At 62.1% G+C, this 18,972-nt stretch carries 19 protein-coding genes; 13 read left to right on the top strand and 6 right to left on the bottom strand.

The features are described 5' to 3' along the window. The first annotated feature begins 342 nt into the window (after positions 1-342). The gene (pbpG, locus tag KHO31_RS01880; protein ID WP_201107949.1) at positions 343-1,539 is read left to right on the top strand and encodes a D-alanyl-D-alanine endopeptidase; all 1,197 of its coding nucleotides are present in this window, start codon (positions 343-345) and stop codon (positions 1,537-1,539) included. 104 nt (positions 1,540-1,643) lie between these two features. Here the strand turns inward: pbpG and KHO31_RS01875 are convergent, their stop codons facing one another. Beyond that, positions 1,644-2,450 carry an IclR family transcriptional regulator gene (locus KHO31_RS01875; RefSeq protein ID WP_201073388.1) on the bottom strand — a complete coding sequence of 269 codons (807 nt, stop codon included), beginning with the start codon at positions 2,448-2,450 and terminating at the stop codon, positions 1,644-1,646. A gap of 179 nt (positions 2,451-2,629) precedes the next feature. On the opposite strand from KHO31_RS01875, the gene KHO31_RS01870 reads away from it, so the two are divergent. Then, entirely contained in the window at positions 2,630-3,352 is a 723-nt protein-coding gene (locus tag KHO31_RS01870) for a (Fe-S)-binding protein (protein WP_201139075.1), read from the top strand. Positions 3,353-3,471: 119 nt separating this feature from the next. Continuing rightward, complete coding sequence (locus KHO31_RS01865; RefSeq protein ID WP_211622587.1) at positions 3,472-4,887, top strand: lactate utilization protein B; 1,416 nt, start codon at positions 3,472-3,474, stop codon at positions 4,885-4,887. Between the two features lie 222 nt (positions 4,888-5,109). Here KHO31_RS01865 and KHO31_RS01860 read toward each other — a convergent pair whose 3' ends face one another. Next, positions 5,110-5,670: a hypothetical protein gene (locus tag KHO31_RS01860; RefSeq protein WP_211622585.1), complete on the bottom strand. Its 561-nt coding sequence runs from the start codon at positions 5,668-5,670 to the stop codon at positions 5,110-5,112. Between the two features lie 269 nt (positions 5,671-5,939). Between KHO31_RS01860 and KHO31_RS01855 the strand changes: the two genes are divergently transcribed. From KHO31_RS01855 to iscX, 10 genes are all read left to right on the top strand, one after another. Beyond that, positions 5,940-6,179 (top strand): hypothetical protein, encoded by a 240-nt coding sequence (locus tag KHO31_RS01855; protein WP_201073381.1) that lies wholly within the window; start codon positions 5,940-5,942, stop codon positions 6,177-6,179. 133 nt (positions 6,180-6,312) lie between these two features. Further along, positions 6,313-6,810, top strand: coding sequence for a low molecular weight protein-tyrosine-phosphatase (locus tag KHO31_RS01850; RefSeq protein WP_211622583.1), 498 nt, complete (start codon positions 6,313-6,315; stop codon positions 6,808-6,810). A gap of 141 nt (positions 6,811-6,951) precedes the next feature. Further along, on the top strand, positions 6,952-7,482 hold the full coding sequence (iscR, locus tag KHO31_RS01845) for a Fe-S cluster assembly transcriptional regulator IscR (protein ID WP_028199491.1): 531 nt from the start codon (positions 6,952-6,954) through the stop codon (positions 7,480-7,482). 74 nt (positions 7,483-7,556) lie between these two features. Next, positions 7,557-8,780, top strand: a complete 1,224-nt coding sequence (locus KHO31_RS01840) for an IscS subfamily cysteine desulfurase (protein WP_201073378.1) — start codon at positions 7,557-7,559, stop codon at positions 8,778-8,780. A gap of 88 nt (positions 8,781-8,868) precedes the next feature. After that, positions 8,869-9,282 carry a Fe-S cluster assembly scaffold IscU gene (gene iscU / locus KHO31_RS01835; RefSeq protein ID WP_201073377.1) on the top strand — a complete coding sequence of 138 codons (414 nt, stop codon included), beginning with the start codon at positions 8,869-8,871 and terminating at the stop codon, positions 9,280-9,282. Positions 9,283-9,429: 147 nt separating this feature from the next. After that, positions 9,430-9,753, top strand: a complete 324-nt coding sequence (gene iscA, locus KHO31_RS01830) for an iron-sulfur cluster assembly protein IscA (protein ID WP_028199494.1) — start codon at positions 9,430-9,432, stop codon at positions 9,751-9,753. Positions 9,754-9,941: 188 nt separating this feature from the next. Then, positions 9,942-10,469, top strand: coding sequence for a Fe-S protein assembly co-chaperone HscB (gene hscB, locus KHO31_RS01825; protein ID WP_201073376.1), 528 nt, complete (start codon positions 9,942-9,944; stop codon positions 10,467-10,469). 112 nt (positions 10,470-10,581) lie between these two features. Further along, the gene (gene hscA / locus KHO31_RS01820) at positions 10,582-12,453 is read left to right on the top strand and encodes a Fe-S protein assembly chaperone HscA (protein ID WP_201073375.1); all 1,872 of its coding nucleotides are present in this window, start codon (positions 10,582-10,584) and stop codon (positions 12,451-12,453) included. A gap of 139 nt (positions 12,454-12,592) precedes the next feature. Next, complete coding sequence (fdx, locus tag KHO31_RS01815; RefSeq protein ID WP_097389705.1) at positions 12,593-12,934, top strand: ISC system 2Fe-2S type ferredoxin; 342 nt, start codon at positions 12,593-12,595, stop codon at positions 12,932-12,934. Between the two features lie 15 nt (positions 12,935-12,949). Next, positions 12,950-13,147, top strand: coding sequence for a Fe-S cluster assembly protein IscX (gene iscX, locus KHO31_RS01810; protein ID WP_007181290.1), 198 nt, complete (start codon positions 12,950-12,952; stop codon positions 13,145-13,147). A 126-nt stretch (positions 13,148-13,273) separates the two neighbouring features. Here the strand turns inward: iscX and KHO31_RS01805 are convergent, their stop codons facing one another. From KHO31_RS01805 to recJ, 4 genes are all read right to left on the bottom strand, one after another. Beyond that, positions 13,274-13,999, bottom strand: coding sequence for a glycine zipper 2TM domain-containing protein (locus tag KHO31_RS01805; protein ID WP_201073374.1), 726 nt, complete (start codon positions 13,997-13,999; stop codon positions 13,274-13,276). A gap of 328 nt (positions 14,000-14,327) precedes the next feature. Continuing rightward, entirely contained in the window at positions 14,328-15,884 is a 1,557-nt protein-coding gene (gene lysS, locus KHO31_RS01800; RefSeq protein WP_407945915.1) for a lysine--tRNA ligase, read from the bottom strand. 123 nt (positions 15,885-16,007) lie between these two features. Next, a protein-coding gene (gene prfB, locus KHO31_RS01795) for a peptide chain release factor 2 (protein ID WP_201073373.1) occupies positions 16,008-17,112 on the bottom strand; the annotation gives its coding sequence in 2 pieces (ribosomal slippage) (positions 16,008-17,030 and positions 17,032-17,112; 1,104 coding nt in all). 148 nt (positions 17,113-17,260) lie between these two features. Further along, positions 17,261-18,967: a single-stranded-DNA-specific exonuclease RecJ gene (recJ, locus tag KHO31_RS01790; protein ID WP_201073372.1), complete on the bottom strand. Its 1,707-nt coding sequence runs from the start codon at positions 18,965-18,967 to the stop codon at positions 17,261-17,263. Positions 18,968-18,972 lie beyond the last annotated feature (5 nt).

The raw sequence follows: 18,972 nt of genomic DNA, 5'->3' as shown, positions 1-18,972 counted from the left end.
CTCCAGCAGGTGTTTAACAGCCTGCAGCGAGGCTCCTGCGACGTTCCGGTGCGCTGGCAACGCTTAACACGCCTGCGCTCAGACCGTATTTCCCCTGATCAAGGTTGTCTCGAAATTGCCGTTATGCTGAAAGAATCACCTCGATTCCGGCATGTGACGGCAAAAGCGAGGCGAAGCGCACTGACGATTGTTTTTTTCGATCGAAGCGCGGCACTTATTTGTGTTTTTGCGATCGGAGCTTACAAGCCGGTTTAAGGAGCGCGTATAAGTGCTTCAAATTGCTAATTTTTCGTTGTTTTACTACACTTGCGGAAACCTCTTGCCGCTCCCTACCGAACACCCATGAAAACCGACATGTTTTCGTCGCTAAAAGTGATCCACGGCGCGGCCCGCAGCACCGCTCTGTCGGTGGCCGCCTCCATGGTCATCGCAGCGGCGTTCGCCACGCCCGTCAGCGCTTTTGCCGCCACGCCCGCGGCCACGCCTGCCGCGACTGCAAAAACCTCCAAACACGCGAAAGCAGCGAAGAAGCCCGCAGCGGCCAGCGCCGACAAAGTGTCGGGCAAGAAGGCCGCCAAAGGCGCAGCGGTGAATACCGTTGCCGCCGCGGGCGACGACGCGCCGCGCACGAGCGTCAAGCGCAAGCGTGTGACGTACACGTCGAACGGTCGCCACCACTCCGTGGTGCGCCGCGTCGCGTACGAGCCGCGTCAGCCTACCGTTGGCCAGGCTTTCGGTCTGCACGACACGCCGGACGCGCTGATGCTGCGTTCAAGCGTTGCCTACGTGATCGATCAGAACTCCGGCGAATCGCTATTCGACAAGAATTCGCGCGCCGTGGTGCCGATCGCGTCGATCACCAAGCTGATGACCTCGATGGTGGTGCTCGATTCGAAAGAACCGATGACCGACCAGATCGAAGTCACCGACGAAGACCGCGACTACGAGAAGAACACGGGCTCGCGCCTGTCGGTGGGCTCGGTGCTTTCGCGTGAAGACATGCTGCACATCGCGCTGATGGCCTCGGAAAACCGCGCAGCCGCAGCGCTGTCGCGTTATTTCCCGGGCGGTCGTCCCGCGTTCCTCGCGGCCATGAACGCGAAGGCCAAGCAACTCGGCATGACCGATACGCACTTTGAGAACCCCACGGGTTTGACGAGCCAGAACGTGTCGAGCGCGCGTGACCTCGTGAAGATGGTCAACGCGGCGTATCAGTATCCGCTGATCCGCAAGTTCTCGACCGACCGCAGCTATGAGGTCTACACCGGCAAGCGTTCGCTGGCGTACAACAGCACGAATGCATTGGTGCGTAACCCGACGTGGGACATCGGTCTGCAAAAGACCGGTTTCATCAACGAAGCAGGCGAGTGCCTCGTGATGCAGGCAACCATTCATGGGCGTCCGATGATCATGGTGCTGCTCGACTCGTCGGGTAAGTATTCGCGTTTTGCGGACGCTACGCGTCTGCGCACTTGGCTCGACAATGGTGGCGATCAGCCGCGCATCACCAGTGCGGATGCCGGCGGCCCGGGCACCTGATTGCGCTAGCATGCTCTACCGGCTGGTTTTCGGACCGGCCAGCAAAAAAGCCTCGCATCTGCGAGGCTTTTTTTATTGAGCCGGAGGAGGACGCAGCCGCCAGTTTAGGCGTGCTGGGAATGCGTATGCTGCTGCGGTGTCTGCGGGCGATAACCAAGCGACTCGGAAATCAGCAAGGCCGTTTGGCTGAGCTGTCCCAGCCACGAATCCTGCAGGCGATCCGCCGGGGCGGACAGTGACAGGCCCGCAACCAGCTTGCCGGTGTCGTCGTAAATCCCTGCTGCGATGCAGCGCACACCCAGTTCCAGTTCTTCGTTATCGCGCGCGCATGCCTGCTGCCGCACGTGCGACAACTCGCGTTCGAGCTTGGTCAGATCGGTGATGCTGTTCTGCGTGTGACCGGACAGGCCGGTGCGCGTGGCGTAGGCCCGCACGCGGGTTGATTCGTCGGCGGCGAGGAAGAGCTTGCCCACCGAAGTCAAATGCAACGGCGCGCGCCCGCCAATCGCTCGCACCACCTGCATGCCGGAGCGCTCGGAGTAAGCGCGTTCTATATAGACGATCTCGTCGCCCTGACGCACCGACAGGTTCACCGTCTGCCCGGTTTGACGATGCAGTTCGCGCATCGGCGTGAGCGCCGCGTCGCGTACCGACAGCCGCGCCTTTACCAGATTGCCGAGTTCGAGCAGACGCATGCCAAGACGGTAAGTGCCGGGATCCGACCGGTCGACCAGCCGGCACATCACCATATCGTTCAGGATGCGGTGCGCAGTGGACGGGTGCAGCTCCGTGCGGATGGCAAGTTCTTTCAGGCTGACCGGGTCGCTATGCGCAGCGAGTGCATCGAGCAGGCGCATCATGCGTTCGATCACCTGGATCGAAGTTTTGGGATCCGGGTTCGTATCGCTCATGGAAGGAATCGGTTGGCGCGTCAAACAGCGGAAATTGATTGTATCCCGTATTGTGAAAAGAAGGAAAGTGCTTGGAAGCGCTATTCCAATTTAACGTGGCATTCGTCCTATGCCTTCCGGCCGTTGGTATTGTGCGTTAAACAGCGGATAATCAGGCACGTTTTCCTGAAGGAGGGCTCATGCGAGTCGGATTGTTCGTCACCTGCCTGATCGACCTGATGCGCCCGGAGATCGGTTTTTCGGTCATCAAGCTGATCGAAGGCGCCGGTTTCGAGGTGGTGGTGCCACCCGCGCAAACCTGTTGCGGGCAGCCCGCATACAACTCCGGCGAGAGGCGCATCGCGCGCGACCTGGCGGAGAAGACCTTGCGCGAGTTCGAACAGTTCGACTACGTCGTGGTGCCGTCCGGTTCGTGCGGCGGCATGATCCGCGCGCATTACGGCGACCTGTTTGCCGACGATCCTGAGTTGATGAACCGCTTCGGCCGGTTGCGGGCCAAAGTGTTCGAGTTGACCGATTTTCTGGTCAATGTGGCCAAGGTGCAGTTGCAGCCGGGCGAGTTCGCGGGTCAGGTGACCTACCACGATTCCTGTTCCGGATTGCGCGAACTCGGCGTCAAAGCGCAGCCGCGTGCCTTGCTGGCGCAGGTGGGCGTGGCGGTGACCGAAATGAAGGATTGCGAGCACTGCTGCGGCTTTGGCGGCACCTTCGCGCTCAAGTACGGCGACATCTCGACGGCGATCGTCGACGAGAAATGCGCGAATATCGGCGCGAGCGGCGCCGGCACGGTCGTGCTCGGCGATCTCGGTTGCATGCTGAATATCGAAGGCCGCCTGCGGCGCACCGGCGATACCACCACGCGCGTGCTGCACATCGCTCAGGTGCTGGCCGGCGACGCTTGAAGTCGCCGCGGCACCCAAGCCGGCGCGCTTGATTCGGCGCACTCCGTTTCACGCGCTTCACTCGTAAATTTCGCTCGCATTTCGCTCGCGCATTTCACTCGAATACGATCAAGGCCGCCATGCAAGTCCAATCGATGCATTTCAAGGCCCGCGCGGGCCAGAAGCTCGCCGACCAGCGTCTGCAGCAGAACCTGACCAAGCTGTCGACCAAGTTCGTGTCGGCCCGTGCCACGGCCATGACCGCAATCGACTTTCCCGCCACCCGCGCCGCGTTGAAGGAGCGCCGCAATCGCGCGCTGGAAAATCTCGACGTCTGGCTGGAGACCTTCGAACGTGAAGCAACCCGGCGCGGCGTCACGGTCCTGTTCGCCGAGACGACGCAGGAGGCCGCGCGCCTCGTCGGCGATATTGCGCGCCGGCACGAGGTGAAAAAGGTGATCAAGACCAAGTCGATGGTCACCGAGGAAATGCGCTTGAACGAAGTGCTCGGGCAGATGGGCGTGCAGTCGATCGAAACCGATCTGGGTGAATACATTCTGCAGATCAACGACAACGAGCCGCCGAGCCACATCATCGCGCCGGTCGTCCATAAGGATAAGGACGAGATCGCCGACCTTTTCGCGAAAACGCACGACCGGCCACGTCTGACCGAAATCACCGACATGACCCGCGAAGCGCGCGAGATGCTGCGTCCGCACTTCATGAGCGCGGACATGGGCGTGACCGGCGGCAACTTCGTGGTGGCGGAGACGGGTTCGGTCGTGCTGGTCACGAACGAGGGCAACGAGGGCATGTGCACGGTGATGCCGCGCGTGCATGTGGCGGTGACTGGCATCGAGAAAGTGTTGCCCACGCTGGAAGATCTGGCGACGGCAATGCGTCTTTTGCCGCGTTCGGCAACCGGCCAGTCGACGTCGAACTATTTTTCGTTGCTGACCGGGCCGCGTGGCGCGGGCGATCAGGACGGTCCCGAGCATATGTACGTGGTGCTCGTCGACGGTGGGCGCACGGGGCTGATCGGCGGCGACTTCCAGGAGATGCTGCGCTGTATCCGTTGCGGCGCCTGCATGAACCACTGCCCCGTGTATCAGAAGGTGGGCGGTCACGCCTACGGCTGGGTTTATCCGGGGCCGATGGGATCGGTGCTGACGCCGAGCTACGTCGGCATCGACAAAGCGCTGGATCTGCCTCAGGCGGCGACCTTGTGCGGCGAGTGCAACAGCGTATGTCCGGTGGGGATTCCATTGTCCGATCTGCTGCGCAAGTTGCGCGAGAAGCAGGTCGAGCGGCACCTGCGGCCGTGGCGTGAGCGGGCAGGGTTGGCGGTATGGGGGTTCCTCGCGCTGCACCCGGACGCTTATGCGCTCTTCACCAAGCTGGCGGTTCGCGTGCTGGAACGAATGGGCGGTCGAAATCGTTCGATTGCCAAGTTGCCGTTGGGTGGCGCGGGCTGGACCAATACGCGTGACATGCCGGCTCCGGTCGGCCGTACGTTCAGAGAACTGTACGCTGCGCAGCGTAGCCATATTGGCTGAGCGAGCGGTGCGGTTGTCGCAGTTTGCGCGGGAGGTGGAGTGTGGCGTGAAGCTGCCTGCCAGCCTGCCTCGCATCGCCTCGCGCTTTATAGCTGACGCTTCTGAAGCCACTCGCCTAAAGCCGGTCGCGTAGGGCAATTCGGTCGCAAAACCCGAGGCGCGTCCTGGGCCCGGGAGGCGTAACGCGAGACTGCGCCTGCACCTCCGCCGTTCCCTGCTGGCTCAATGGTCCGACATTCCGGGTTGGCGGTTGTAATTGCCTCTGGCCGGCGCATTGCCTCCGTTGCCACGCCCACCGTTATTGCCCGCCTGTTGCGGTGGAGGGGGAGGAGGGTTGCCTGCCCCGGGTCGTGGCGCACTAGATCCACTCGGTCCCCTTGGTCCGCCCACTGCGCCTTGAGGCGGCGGGCCTCCATGCGGGCCGCCGTTCGGCTGACCATGCCAGCCGCCGTTGTCTCCCCGGTTACCGTTGTTTCCATAGTTGCCGTTATTCGGCCGCCCCCCATCAGGATGCCCCGGGTAGCCACGATAGCCCGGCCCCGGTCCGTAATAGCGCCCCGGCCCGTCGTAATAACCAGGGCCCGAGTAATTGCTGTAGCCCATGTAGACGTTGGTTTGCGGCACAACCGGCACGCCGGTGGCATAGCCGTCGTAGCCTTCATAGCCGCTGTAACCGCCGCTATAGCCGTTGCCAGCCATCGGCGTGCCGTCCGGATAAACGGCGCAGCCGCCTAGCAATGCAGCGGCGACCGTGAGGCCGGCGAGTGGAGCAATACGTTTCATTTGGAAGACCATTACGAAGATTTCATGTCTGTAAGACAGCTATTATCGCTAACCGTCGCGCCAGCTTTGTATGTGTTTGTAAGGATTACTTTTTCATGCCACGACGCAAGTCAACGTCGTGCGCGGCAAGACAGTCAATGCACTGTTCTATTCAGCGCAACGCTGTATCTCGTTCCGGTGGGTTTTTCCCGATTGCTAATTCCTATAGCATTTCGACTGGGCATAGTGGGTCATGAGCTCACGAGCCCCTAATCGGAAGAAACGACATCATGAAAAAGACAATATCGGTGTACTGGCCCTTTGCCATCGTTGTGCCGCTTGCTGCGGCAGCCTATCTGCACATTTGCGGCGACGCCGCTTCGCGTTCCTCGCAAGCCCCGCTCGCTGCTGATCAACTGACCGCGGAATTGGCGCGTGCCGTCTCGTACGGCATGGTCGACAGCGCGACGACGTTGCCGGCCAAACCCATGCGCGCCGTAACGGCAATGCCGTTGGCCGAAGCGTCTTAAGCGCGGCGTCCGTAGCCGACTCCGGTGCTGCCTGAGGCACGGGCTCGTCGGCGCGATCTGGTTCAACTTTGTATAATCGCGGCACCGTTTCCTAACTGCCGATCCACGCGCGTTTGGCGCCCGAAAGCCTCTGATGAAAACCGTGTCCATCTGCTTTGTCTGCCTGGGGAACATCTGTCGTTCGCCGACCGCGGAAGGCGTGATGCGCCGTCTGGTCGGCGAGGCGGAGCTTGCGGAGCGGATTCTGATCGATTCCGCCGGCACGGGCGACTGGCACATCGGCCAGCCGCCTGACGACCGCGCTCAACATGCGGCCGCCCGGCGAGGTTATGAGTTGGCCGCCTTGCGCGGACGGCAGATCTCGGCAGCCGACTTCGAGCGCTTCGATCTGCTAATCGCGATGGACGACAAAAACGTCGCTGCATTGCGCCAGGTTTGTCCGGCCGAGCAGCGGGACAAGATCCGGCTGCTCATGGAGTTTGTGTCTGAGACGGATGGCCGTTGGGGTGGCGCGCACGAGGTTGTCGACCCTTATTTCGGCGGCGCCGAAGGGTTTGAACAGGTGCTGGATCAATGCGAAGCAGCCTGCCGCGGGCTGATCTCAGCGCTGCGTCCCCAATTGGTTGCATAAGGCCCGCCGGTCATTGGCGAACTGCGGCCACCTTATTCAGCAATTAAGCAAATGACCCAAATCACGGTAGGGATACTTGACTAATTCAGTCATGTATTTATACTTGACCAAACTTGTCGAGAATTGCGGTTCCCACACCATATGAGACTCACCACGAAAGGCCGTTTCGCCGTCACGGCGATGATTGACCTGGCACTGCGCCAGGAGCAGGGCCCGGTGACGCTTGCGGGTATCAGCCAGCGCCAACATATCTCCCTGTCTTATCTCGAGCAGCTGTTTGGCAAGCTGCGTCGTCACGAAATCGTCGAGTCCGTGCGCGGACCGGGCGGCGGCTACAATCTGGCCCGCCGCGCTGAAGACGTGACGGTTGCCGACATCATCATCGCTGTCGACGAACCGCTCGACGCCACCCAATGCGGCGGCAAGGGCTCGTGCGAGGGCACCAAACAGCACGACGGCCACTGCATGACGCACGAATTGTGGTCGACGCTGAACCAGAAAATGGTCGAGTACCTGGATTCGGTCTCCCTGAAAGACCTGGTCGATCAGCAGCGTTCGCGCGAAGGTGCGCCGGCGGTGTTGCGCGACCGGCGTAACGAGGCGCCGGCGGTCGAACCCGCACGCGTCGTGCCGAAAGGGCCTAATTCAGTTTTCAACATGGCCGGTTCCTAGGCGCGGCAATCTGAACGCACCGCAGCCTGATCAGGAACCCAGAAGCCAGAGCAATGACGTCCCCGGAGCAATTGATGAACAACGACACTCTCCACCTGCCCATTTACATGGACTACAGCGCGACGACGCCGATCGATCCGCGCGTGGTGGACAAGATGATTCCGTACCTGCGTGAGCAGTTCGGCAACCCCGCATCGCGCAGCCACTCGTATGGCTGGGCGGCGGAGCGTGCGGTCGAAGAAGCGCGCGAGAATGTCGCCGCGCTGGTGAATGCCGATCCGCGCGAAATCATCTGGACCTCGGGCGCAACGGAGTCGGACAACCTCGCGATCAAGGGTGCGGCGCATTTCTACAAGAGCAAGGGTAAGCACATCATCACGGTGAAGACCGAGCACAAGGCTGTGCTCGACACCTGCCGTGAACTCGAGCGCGAAGGCTTCGACGTCACGTATCTGGATGTGAAGGACGACGGTCTGATCGACCTCGAGAAGTTCAAGGCCGCGCTGCGCCCGGATACGATTCTGGTCTCGGTGATGTCGGTGAACAACGAGATCGGCGTGATCCAGGACATCGAGGCGATCGGCGAGATCACCCGTGAAAAGGGCATCATTTTCCACGTCGACGCGGCGCAAGCCACGGGCAAGATCGAGATCGACCTGCAAAAGCTGAAGGTCGACTTGATGTCGTTCTCGGCGCACAAGACGTATGGTCCGAAGGGTATCGGCGCGCTGTACGTGCGCCGCAAGCCGCGTATCCGTATCGAAGCGCAGATGCACGGCGGCGGTCACGAGCGCGGCATGCGTTCGGGCACGCTGGCCACGCACCAGATCGTCGGCATGGGCGAAGCGTTCCGCATCGCACGCGAAGAAATGGCAACGGAAAACGAGCGCATTCGCATGCTGCGCGACCGTCTGCTGCGCGGCCTGCAGGACATGGAAGAAACCTATGTGAACGGCGACATGGAAAAGCGTGTGCCGCACAACCTGAACATCAGCTTCAACTTCGTCGAAGGCGAGTCGCTGATCATGGCGGTGAAGGACGTGGCCGTGTCGTCGGGCTCGGCTTGTACGTCGGCTTCGCTGGAACCGTCGTACGTGCTGCGCGCACTGGGCCGTAACGACGAACTGGCGCATAGCTCGATCCGTTTTACGGTCGGCCGTTTCACGACGGAGCAGGATGTTGACTATGTGATCAACCTGTTGAAGACCAAAATTTCGAAGCTGCGCGATCTGTCGCCGCTGTGGGAAATGCACCAGGACGGGATCGACATTTCGACGATCAAGTGGGCTGCGCACTGACCGCCAACGCTTAAGCGTCGCGCTTTGCGTTGCGCTTTTCGTCGAATACGCAACGAATGCAGGTTGAAACGAAACAAGGAGTGTAATCATGTCTTATAGCGCTAAGGTTCTGGACCACTACGAAAATCCGCGCAACGTCGGTTCCTTCGAGAAAGGTGACGATGCGGTCGGTACGGGCATGGTCGGCGCGCCGGCGTGCGGCGACGTGATGAAGCTGCAGATCCGCGTGGGTGCGGACGGCATCATCGAAGACGCGAAGTTCAAGACGTATGGCTGCGGTTCGGCGATCGCGTCGAGCTCGCTCGTCACCGAATGGGTGAAGGGCAAGACGCTCGATCAGGCAATGTCGATCAAGAACACGCAGATCGCCGAAGAACTGGCGCTGCCGCCGGTCAAGATCCACTGCTCGATCCTCGCGGAAGACGCGATCAAGGCAGCGGTCGCCGATTACAAGCAACGCCACGGTGAAGCGGTCGTCGAAGGCGATAAGCAACACGCGTAAGCGCGCTTGAGTGTGTTTGAGTGAGTCGAAGCGGGCGGTGCAAGTAAAAACGCACGGTCCGGCATGAGCGATATTTGATGCAGGCAGGGTGGCAGCGCGTTAGTAGGCACAAGAGTGACGAACGCGCGCGGCGCAATGAGAAACGCTATGGCAATTACGTTGACCGAAAAGGCAGCACAGCACGTCCAGAAGTATCTGACTCGTCGCGGCAAGGGTGTCGGGCTGCGCGTGGGCGTGCGCACGACCGGTTGCTCGGGTTTGGCCTACAAGCTCGAGTACGTGGATGAACTCGCGCCTGAAGACGAAGTGTTCGATTGCAACGGCGTGAAGATCATTGTCGACCCGAAGAGCCTCGCCTATATCGACGGCACCGAACTCGACTTCGCACGCGAAGGGTTGAACGAAGGCTTCAAGTTCAACAACCCGAACGTGAAGGACGAGTGCGGTTGCGGCGAATCGTTCCGCGTGTAAATCGGCTCACTCCGCGTGCAGCGGATCAAAGGCGGCGCGTGCCGCCTTTTTAGTTTGATCCGCGCATCCGGGTTGGTGTCTTGCGGCCGTCTTTGCCGTTGAATCCCTGCTGCGCGCTTTCGACCTGCGTAACCTGCATTTTTAGCCTGCACTCCGGTGCGCTTTCCTGAACGGACTCCTTCTATCCGATGGTCTCGCTGAACGACAGCCACTTCGACCTGTTCGATCTGCCGGCGCAATTCGCGCTTGACGCATCGGCGCTCGATCACGCCTACCGCACCGTGCAGACGCAAGTGCATCCGGACCGCTTCGCGGCGGCCGGCGATGCGCAAAAGCGCATCGCGATGCAATGGGCGACGCGTACCAACGAGGCCTATCAGACGCTGCGCGATCCGTTGAAACGCGCGACCTATCTGTTGCACCTGCGCGGCATCGACGTCGGCGCGCAGAACAATACGGCGATGGAGCCGGCGTTCCTGATGCAGCAGATGGAGTGGCGCGAAGGGATTGAAGACGCGGCCGCGGCGAAGAACGTCGACGCGCTCGACGCCTTGCTAACCGAACTGCGCGACGAAGAACGCATGCGTTTCGACAAGCTTGGCGCGCTGCTCGACAGCGGCGCGAATCAGCCGGCGGGCGAGGCGGTGCGGCAGTTGATGTTCATCGAGCGGGTCGCGTCGGAAATCAGCACGCAGATCGAGCGGCTCGAAAACTAGCGGTCCGGCATGCGCCGAAGCCGCGCATGAATACACAGCGATAGCAGCCGTAGCATTACATCCAGCAACGCGAAAATTCAGGACGGGGCCAAGCGGCTCCGAGAAGATCCAGATGGCCCTACTGCAAATCTCCGAACCCGGCATGGCGCCGGCGCCCCATCAGCGGCGTCTGGCGGTCGGTATCGATCTCGGCACCACCAATTCCCTCGTCGCCGCCGTGCGCAGCGGCGTGCCCGACGTGCTGCCCGACGAGGACGGCTATGCGCTGCTGCCGTCGGTAGTGCGTTACCTGGAAAAGGGCGGCCGCCGTATCGGCCGCACGGCCAAGGCTGAAGCCGCAACCGATCCACGCAACACGATCGTGTCGGTCAAACGCTTCATGGGCCGCGGCAAGGCGGAAGTGGAAGGCGCCGAAAACGCGCCCTACGATTTCGTCGACGCGCCCGGCATGGTCCAGATCCGTACCGTCGACGGCGTGAAGAGCCCGGTCGAAGTGTCGGCGGAAATTCTCGCGACGCTGCGCCAGCGTGCAGAAGATACGCTCGGCGACGAACTGGTCGGCGCGGTCATTACCGTGCCCGCGTATTTCGACGAAGCGCAGCGCCAGGCGACCAAAGACGCTGCGCGGCTGGCCGGTTTGAACGTGCTGCGTCTCTTGAATGAGCCGACCGCGGCTGCGATCGCCTACGGCCTCGACAACGGCTCTGAAGGCCTCTACGCGGTCTACGACCTCGGCGGCGGCACCTTCGATCTGTCGATTCTGAAACTCACCAAGGGCGTGTTCGAAGTGCTCGCGGCGGGTGGCGATTCCGCGCTCGGCGGCGACGACTTCGACCACGCGTTGTATCGCCATGTGCTGGAGCAGGCAGGCATCGCGCCGCAAACGCTCGCACCGGAAGACGTCCGCCTGCTGCTCGACAGCGTACGCGTGGCCAAGGAGGCTTTGTCCGACGCACCGAGTGCGAAGGTGCAGGCGGTGCTCTCGAACGGCACCCGGATCGATCTGACGGTCGACGAGGCCACTTTCGAGGCCATCACCCAGGCGCTGGTTCAGCGCACGCTTGGGCCCACGAAGAAAGCACTTCGCGACGCCAAGGTTGTCACCAAGGACATCAAAGGCGTGGTGCTGGTCGGCGGCGCAACGCGCATGCCGGTGATTCGCCGCGCGGTCGAGTCGTTCTTCGGCCAGCCACCGCTCATCAATCTGGATCCGGATCAGGTTGTCGCGCTCGGCGCGGCGATCCAGGCCGATCTGCTCGCGGGCAACCGCGGCGCGGACGGTGACGACTGGCTGCTGCTCGACGTGATTCCGCTGTCACTCGGCGTCGAAACGATGGGTGGTTTGACCGAGAAGATCATCCCGCGCAATTCGACGATTCCGGTCGCCCGCGCGCAGGATTTCACGACCTTCAAGGACGGCCAGACGGCCATGGCGATCCACGTCGTGCAAGGCGAGCGCGAGCTCGTCAACGATTGCCGTTCGCTCGCGCGTTTCGAACTGCGCGGCATCCCGCCGATGGCGGCCGGCGCGGCGCGGATTCGCGTTACGTATCAGGTCGACGCGGACGGCCTGCTGTCGGTGTTCGCGCGTGAACAGGGTTCGGGCGTGGAAGCGTCGGTGGTGGTCAAGCCGTCCTACGGCCTCGCCGACGACGACATCGCCAGGATGCTCGAAGAGAGCTTCTCGACCGCGGAAGTCGACATGCGTGCTCGCGCACTGCGCGAGGCGCAAGTCGAAGCGCGCCGTCTCGTCGAAGCGACCGACGCGGCGCTCGCCGCCGACCCCGAGTTGCTCGACGACAGCGAACGCACCGAACTCGACGCGTTGCTTACGGCTTTGCGCAACATCGCCCAAAGCGACGACGTCGACGCGATCGAAGCCGCGACTAAAACGCTCGCCGAAGGCACCGACGAGTTCGCTGCCCGCCGTATGAACAAGGGCATTCGCCGCGCGCTGGCCGGCCGCAAGCTCGACGAGATCTGAGCGCTTCGCGGCGTGGCGCGCCATGCGCGCCAGCTGGCAATGAACCGCGCCGCGCAGACTTAAAAAGTCCGCGCGGCGCCAGTAAAATGGTACGGAGCCTGTTTGCGGCAGCCGTGCCGCAGACCCAAACGGAAAATGTATGCCTCAAATCGTTGTGCTGCCTCACGTCGAACTGTGCCCGGAAGGCGCGGTGATCGATGCCGTGCCCGGCAAGAGCATCTGCGACAGCTTGCTCGAACACGGCATCGAAATCGAGCACGCGTGCGAGAAGTCCTGCGCGTGCACAACCTGCCACGTGATCGTGCGTGAGGGTTTCGCCGCCTTGACGCCGTCTGAGGAAGACGAGGACGATCTACTGGACAAGGCGTGGGGGCTTGAACCGGCCTCGCGTCTGTCGTGCCAGGCGATGGTGCCGGCCGAGCAGGATCTGGTCGTCGAAATCCCGCGCTACTCGATCAATCACGCGAAGGAAAATCACTAACTGGAGGATGCAGCCATGAAGTGGACCGATACGCAAGACATCGCGATGGCCCTGACTGACAAGCACCAGGACATCGATCCGCAGCAGGTGCGCTTCACTGATTTGCACCGCTGGGTCACCGAACTTGAGGGTTTCGACGACGACCCTAACCGGTCGAACGAAAAGATCCTCGAAGCGATTCAGGCTGCATGGATCGAAGACGCGGATTACTGAGCGCATTGCTGGCTTTTCCGCTGGCGGCAGGGCGCGATTGATTCCGCCCCGGTTGCGGCAAAGAAAAAGGCGATTCCATTGGAATCGCCTTTTTTAACGCCTCGTGAATCTTCAGGTTGCCAGCGGTCAGCTTGCTACGAGCGTGCCGTTTTCGACCCGCACGCGCTGGCCTTGCTGGAACGGCGGCGCTTCGTGATACGTGAAGTAGCGCGTCTTGCCGCTTTCCATCCGTACCCGCACGGAATAGGACGTCGTGCTGCGGATGTGCTTTTCGACCGAGTTACCGGCGAAGCCGCCGCCGAGCGCGCCAAGCACCGTCATTGCGGTACGGCCGTTGCCGCTGCCGAACTGGTTGCCTACCACGCCGCCGGCCACTGCGCCGCCGACCGCGCCGATACCGGTGCCATGGCCTTCCTGACGGACCGTCGAGATGCCCTCCACCGTGCCGCAGGTCGAGCAATAGGCCGGTTGCGATGGCTGTTGCTGAGCGTATTGCGGTGCCGGCTGGGCCTGTTGCTGCTGGGCGTACTGTTGTTGCTGCGCTGGCGTCGGGGCAGGCGGGCGTTGGGCCGGCGACTGAGCCTGTTGTTGGGCCTGCTGTTCGGCCTGTTGTTGCGCTGCCTGTTGCGCCGACGGATTGGCCGGTGCAGCCGAATCGACCACTGCCGGTTGGGTGGTCACTTGCGCGGCCTGGGTTTGGTCGGTTTGTGCGCCGCTGCTCGACGCCTTCGGGAACAGACCGGTGACGGCAGCCGTCGCGGCAAGACTGGCGATAATGACAGCGCCGGCAGCGGTTGCTACGAGCGGGTGAATACGACGTTGTTGCGTGGGTTTGGTATCTGGGTTGTCCATATTGGCCTCCGTCTGGAGCAGAGTCGACTGTTATTGAGACTGAGTGTCGGGCAAATCGATCCCCGGAGGGTTTCAATTTGTAACCATTCCCCGGCAATTTTCGCGGCTTGTTCGCGTCAAAGCGCGCGCAGCGGGGCGGGGTGCCTGATTCCTTGCGGGTCTGCAGCAGCTTAAGAAAACAGCGGCCCGAAGTAGGATACGCGCCTTTTACCGATGGTTACAAACTGTCAGGTTTCGACCAGCGGTGTTTTTCAAGCGCCGCAAGAAAAAACGCCCGGTATCGAGCCGGGCGTTTTTTTGCGAGCCGTTGACGCGCGCGGCGCGACGATCAGTCTTCGCGGCGCAGATGCGGGAACAGAATCACGTCGCGAATGCTCGGGCTGTCTGTCAGCATCATCACCAGACGGTCGATGCCGATGCCGCAACCGCCGGCCGGCGGCATGCCGTATTCCAGCGCGCGGATGTAGTCCGCGTCGTAGAACATTGCTTCTTCGTCGCCGGCGTCTTTCTGGTCGACCTGCTTCTTGAAGCGGGCGGCCTGGTCTTCCGGATCGTTCAGTTCCGAGAAGCCGTTGGCGATTTCACGGCCGGTGATGAACAGCTCGAAACGCTCGGTGATGCCGGCGACCTTGTCCGACGCGCGCGCCAAAGGCGACACTTCGACCGGGTAGTCGATGATGTAGGTCGGCTCCCACAGTTGCGACTCGGCGGTTTCTTCGAACAGTGCCAATTGCAGCGCGCCCACGCCGGCGTTCAGGAATTGCGGCTTCGACGCGTCCACGCCGAACTTCTTCAGTTCCGTGCGCAGGAATGCGTCGTCACCGAGTTGTGCGTCCGTGTATTGCGGCGCGTACTTCTGGATCGCCTGGCTGATCGTCAAGCGATGGAAGGGCTTGGCCAGATCCAGCTCGCGACCCTGGTAGCTGATCGTGGCGGTGCCGAGTGCGTCGATCGCCGCCTGGCGGATCAACTGCTCGGTGAAATCCATCAGCCACTTGTAATCGGTGTAGGCCGCGTAAAACTCGATCATCGTGAATTCCGGATTGTGGCGTACCGACACGCCCTCGTTGCGGAAGTTACGGTTGATCTCGAACACACGCTCGAAGCCGCCGACCACGAGACGCTTCAAATACAGTTCCGGCGCGATGCGCAGGAACATTTGCATATCGAGCGCGTTGTGGTGCGTTTTGAACGGCTTGGCCGCCGCGCCGCCCGGAATCGGGTGCAGCATCGGCGTTTCGACTTCCATGAAGTCGGCGTCCGACATGAACTTGCGGATCGACGAAATCGCCTTGGTGCGCGCGACGAACGTCTTGCGCGTTTCCGGTGTGACGATCAGGTCGACATAGCGCTGGCGATACTTCATTTCCTGGTCGGCGAGACCATGGAACTTGTCCGGCAGCGGACGCAGCGACTTCGACAGCAAACGCAGTTCGGTACAACGCACCGAGAGCTCGCCCTTGTTAGTGCGGAACAGCACGCCGCGCGCGGCGACGATGTCACCCATGTCCCACTTCTTGAAGGCGTCGTACGTTTCCTGGCCGATGTCGGCGGGCGTAATGAAGAACTGGATCTGACCCGAACCGTCGCGCACAGTCGCAAAGCTCGCCTTGCCCATCACGCGCTTGAGCATCATGCGGCCGGCGATCGCGACTTCGAGCGGATTGGCTTCGAGCGTTTCCTTGTCGGTCTCGGCGTATTGCGATTGCAGATCGTCGGCGTGATGCGTGGGGCGGAAATCGTTCGGATAGGCGATGCTTTGCTCACGCAGTTCGCGCAGCTTCTCGCGGCGCTCGGCCATGATCTTGTTGTCGTCCACCTCGGGTACGGCGTTCGGCTGGGCCGCGTCAGGCTGGGCCGCATTCGGCTGGGTCGGTTCGGTCATGATGATTTGGTATTCGGTGGCCCGCATCGGGGTGTCCCACATGCGGGTGGCCAGTCAGTGTAAAAACCTCAGGCAGTAAAAAGATGCGGCGCGGCGATGCGATGCATGCCGCGCCGATTGCGCTTAGACGCCCTGTTTCAGGCTGGCGCTGATGAACGGATCGAGGTCGCCGTCGAGCACGCTCTTGGTATTGCTGATTTCGACGTTGGTGCGCAGATCCTTGATACGGCTGTTGTCCAGCACGTACGAGCGGATCTGATGACCCCAGCCCACATCGGTCTTGCCGGCTTCCAGCTTGTCCTGCTCTTCCTGACGCTTGCGGATTTCCGCTTCGTACAGGCGCGATTTCAACATGGCCATGGCTTCGGCGCGGTTGCGGTGCTGCGAACGGTCGTTCTGACACTGCACGACGATGCCCGACGGCATGTGCGTGATCCGCACCGCGGAGTCGGTCTTGTTGATGTGCTGACCGCCCGCGCCGGACGCGCGGTACGTGTCGATGCGCAGATCGGCCGGGTTGACGTCGACTTCGATCGAATCGTCGATTTCCGGGTACACGAACACCGACGAGAACGACGTATGACGGCCGCCCGACGAATCGAACGGCGATTTGCGCACGAGGCGGTGCACGCCGGTTTCGGTGCGCAGAAAGCCGTATGCGTATTCGCCTTCGATCTTGATCGTGGCGTTCTTGATGCCCGCGACGTCGCCGTCGGTCTGTTCCAGCACTTCAGTCTTGAAGCCTTTGCGCTCGCAGTACCGCAGATACTGGCGCAGCAGCATGGACGCCCAGTCACACGCCTCGGTGCCGCCGGCGCCGGCCTGAATGTCCAGGAAGGCATTGTTCGGATCGGCCGGGTTCGCGAACATGCGGCGAAATTCCATGTCGGCGACACGTTGTTCGATGCCTTGCGCGTCGGATTCGCAGGCGAGGAGCGTTTCCTCGTCGTCTTCCTCGCGGGCCATGTCGAACAGGTCCTGCGCGTCGCGCAGGTCGTTATCGAGCGACGTGAGTTTGCCGACGACGTCGTCGAGCAGCTTCTTTTCCCGGCCGAGGGCCTGGGCGTGCTTCGAGTCGTTCCAGACGTCCGGGTCTTCGAGTTCCCGGTTGACTTCGATTAGACGCAGTGCTTTGTCGTCGTAGTCAAAGATACCCCCGTAGCGAGTCCGCGCGCGTGCGCAGGTCCGCCAGTGAGGCTTCGATCGCGTTGAGACGTTCCGCTTCCATGTCGATCTTTTATAGCTTCGTAAAAAGGGGAAATTATAGCCGATCGGCGCGCCGCGCCGGAGGCTTGTGAGCGATCCGGCGCGGGTTTGGGGTTGATTCTGTGGGGATTTTTGGCGCTTTGCGCGCGCGTGGCGACCCGGCAGCCGCTTCAGCTCGCCGCGTGCTCGACGATCAATTGCACGCGCGATACGCCATTCCACGTGTCGCTGGCCAGCCGATAGGCAACGGTAGTGCGCGCCGGCAGCGTGTCGGTGTGGTTGAACCAGATCGCGTTGAAACGCTGGCGGCCGCGTACGAGTTGCAGCTTCAGATGCTTGTCCTTCACCAGCGCCTGCGAGGCGATGTCGAACTCGCCGGAAAACACCGGCGCCGGGAAGCCCTGGCCCCATACGGCAGCATCGAGCATTTCGACGAATTGCGGCGTGAAGTAGGCGTCTTCGAGTTCACCGTCGGTTTCGACCGTGCGCGAAAGCGCCTCTTCGGAGAGCCATTCGCGGCCCACTGCCTCGAACGCGGCCGTAAAGCGCGGTACATCGGCGGCGGCGATCGTCAGGCCCGCGGCCATCGCGTGGCCGCCGAATTTGACGATCAGGCCCGGCTCGCGCTTCGAGATCAGATCGAGCGCGTCACGCAGATGGAAGCCCGCGATCGAGCGGCCCGAACCTTTGACGAGCTGGCCGCTGTCGTCGGCGAGCGCGAACGTGAACGACGGCCGGTGGAATTTCTCCTTCAACCGTCCGGCGACGATGCCGATCACGCCCTGGTGCCAGCTCGGATTGAACAGCGTGATGGTGGTCGCGCCCTCGGGATTGATCGCCGAAAGGTCGTCGAGCGCCTGTTGCTGCATGCCGGCTTCGATTTCGCGGCGCTCGCGGTTCATCGTGTCGAGCTGCTGCGCGAGATCCCATGCGCGGCCGATGTCGTCAGTGGTCAGACATTCGATTCCGAGCGACATGTCCGACAGGCGACCGGCCGCGTTCAGACGCGGCCCGAGCGCGAAACCGAGGTCGAAACCCGACGCGCTGCGGGCGTCGCGCGCGGCGGCGCGAAAGAGGGCGGCGATGCCCGGCTGCATCTTGCCTTTGCGAACCCGCTGCAGACCTTGCGCGACCAGCACGCGGTTATTGCCGTCGAGTTTGACCACATCCGCGACCGTGCCGAGCGCGACCAGATCGAGCAGGCCATCCAGACGCGGCTCAGGGAAATCGTCGTTGAAGGCGCCGCGGCGGCGTAATTCCGCGCGCAATGCCAGCAGCACATAAAACATCACGCCGACGCCCGCGATGCATTTGCTCGGGAACGTGCAGCCCGGCTGATTCGGATTGACGATCGCCCGGGCAGCCGGCAGTTCGTCGCCAGGGAGGTGGTGGTCGGTGACCAGCACGTCGATACCGAGCGCGTTGGCCGCTTCCACACCGTCGACGCTGGCGATGCCGTTATCGACCGTAATCAGCAGTTCCGGCTTGCCCGACGCGCTGCGGGCGGCCAGCGCGACGATCTCGGGTGTCAGGCCATAACCGTACTCGAAGCGATTCGGCACCAGATATTCGATCCGGCCGCCGAACATGCGCAGTCCGCGCACCGCGACCGCACAGGCGGTGGCGCCGTCGCAGTCGTAGTCGGCGACCACCAGCATGCGACGCTTGTTCTGGATCGCATCGGCGAGCAGCACGGCGGCGTCTTCGCAGCCCTTGAGCGCAGCAGGCGGCACAAGCCGCGCGAGACCGGTTTCGATTTCATCGGGCATGCACACACCGCGCGAGGCGTACAGGCGCGCGAGCACCGGATGCAGGCCGTGGCGGGTGAGGATTTCGGCGTCGACAGGTGAAGCGGCGCGCGTAACGATTCGAGTCATTCGGA

Source organism: Paraburkholderia domus, assembly GCF_905220705.1.
Lineage (GTDB): Bacteria > Pseudomonadota > Gammaproteobacteria > Burkholderiales > Burkholderiaceae > Paraburkholderia > Paraburkholderia domus.
Note: the sequence above shows the minus strand (reverse complement) of the source record. Positions and strands in the feature narration are given on the sequence as shown.

What these genes read in the sequence shown, in the direction of transcription:
- KHO31_RS01860 (WP_211622585.1), bottom strand. Translation starts at nt 5,670, where the DNA reads ATGAAACGTATTGCTCCACTCGCCGGCCTCACGGTCGCCGCTGCATTG.
- iscR (WP_028199491.1), top strand. Translation starts at nt 6,952, where the DNA reads ATGAGACTCACCACGAAAGGCCGTTTCGCCGTCACGGCGATGATTGAC.
- recJ (WP_201073372.1), bottom strand. Translation starts at nt 18,967, where the DNA reads ATGACTCGAATCGTTACGCGCGCCGCTTCACCTGTCGACGCCGAAATC.
- KHO31_RS01805 (WP_201073374.1), bottom strand. Translation starts at nt 13,999, where the DNA reads ATGGACAACCCAGATACCAAACCCACGCAACAACGTCGTATTCACCCG.
- KHO31_RS01850 (WP_211622583.1), top strand. Translation starts at nt 6,313, where the DNA reads ATGAAAACCGTGTCCATCTGCTTTGTCTGCCTGGGGAACATCTGTCGT.
- KHO31_RS01865 (WP_211622587.1), top strand. Translation starts at nt 3,472, where the DNA reads ATGCAAGTCCAATCGATGCATTTCAAGGCCCGCGCGGGCCAGAAGCTC.
- fdx (WP_097389705.1), top strand. Translation starts at nt 12,593, where the DNA reads ATGCCTCAAATCGTTGTGCTGCCTCACGTCGAACTGTGCCCGGAAGGC.
- iscU (WP_201073377.1), top strand. Translation starts at nt 8,869, where the DNA reads ATGTCTTATAGCGCTAAGGTTCTGGACCACTACGAAAATCCGCGCAAC.
- iscX (WP_007181290.1), top strand. Translation starts at nt 12,950, where the DNA reads ATGAAGTGGACCGATACGCAAGACATCGCGATGGCCCTGACTGACAAG.
- KHO31_RS01875 (WP_201073388.1), bottom strand. Translation starts at nt 2,450, where the DNA reads ATGAGCGATACGAACCCGGATCCCAAAACTTCGATCCAGGTGATCGAA.
- hscB (WP_201073376.1), top strand. Translation starts at nt 9,942, where the DNA reads ATGGTCTCGCTGAACGACAGCCACTTCGACCTGTTCGATCTGCCGGCG.
- KHO31_RS01840 (WP_201073378.1), top strand. Translation starts at nt 7,557, where the DNA reads ATGAACAACGACACTCTCCACCTGCCCATTTACATGGACTACAGCGCG.
- KHO31_RS01855 (WP_201073381.1), top strand. Translation starts at nt 5,940, where the DNA reads ATGAAAAAGACAATATCGGTGTACTGGCCCTTTGCCATCGTTGTGCCG.
- iscA (WP_028199494.1), top strand. Translation starts at nt 9,430, where the DNA reads ATGGCAATTACGTTGACCGAAAAGGCAGCACAGCACGTCCAGAAGTAT.
- KHO31_RS01870 (WP_201139075.1), top strand. Translation starts at nt 2,630, where the DNA reads ATGCGAGTCGGATTGTTCGTCACCTGCCTGATCGACCTGATGCGCCCG.
- lysS (WP_407945915.1), bottom strand. Translation starts at nt 15,884, where the DNA reads ATGACCGAACCGACCCAGCCGAATGCGGCCCAGCCTGACGCGGCCCAG.
- pbpG (WP_201107949.1), top strand. Translation starts at nt 343, where the DNA reads ATGAAAACCGACATGTTTTCGTCGCTAAAAGTGATCCACGGCGCGGCC.
- hscA (WP_201073375.1), top strand. Translation starts at nt 10,582, where the DNA reads ATGGCCCTACTGCAAATCTCCGAACCCGGCATGGCGCCGGCGCCCCAT.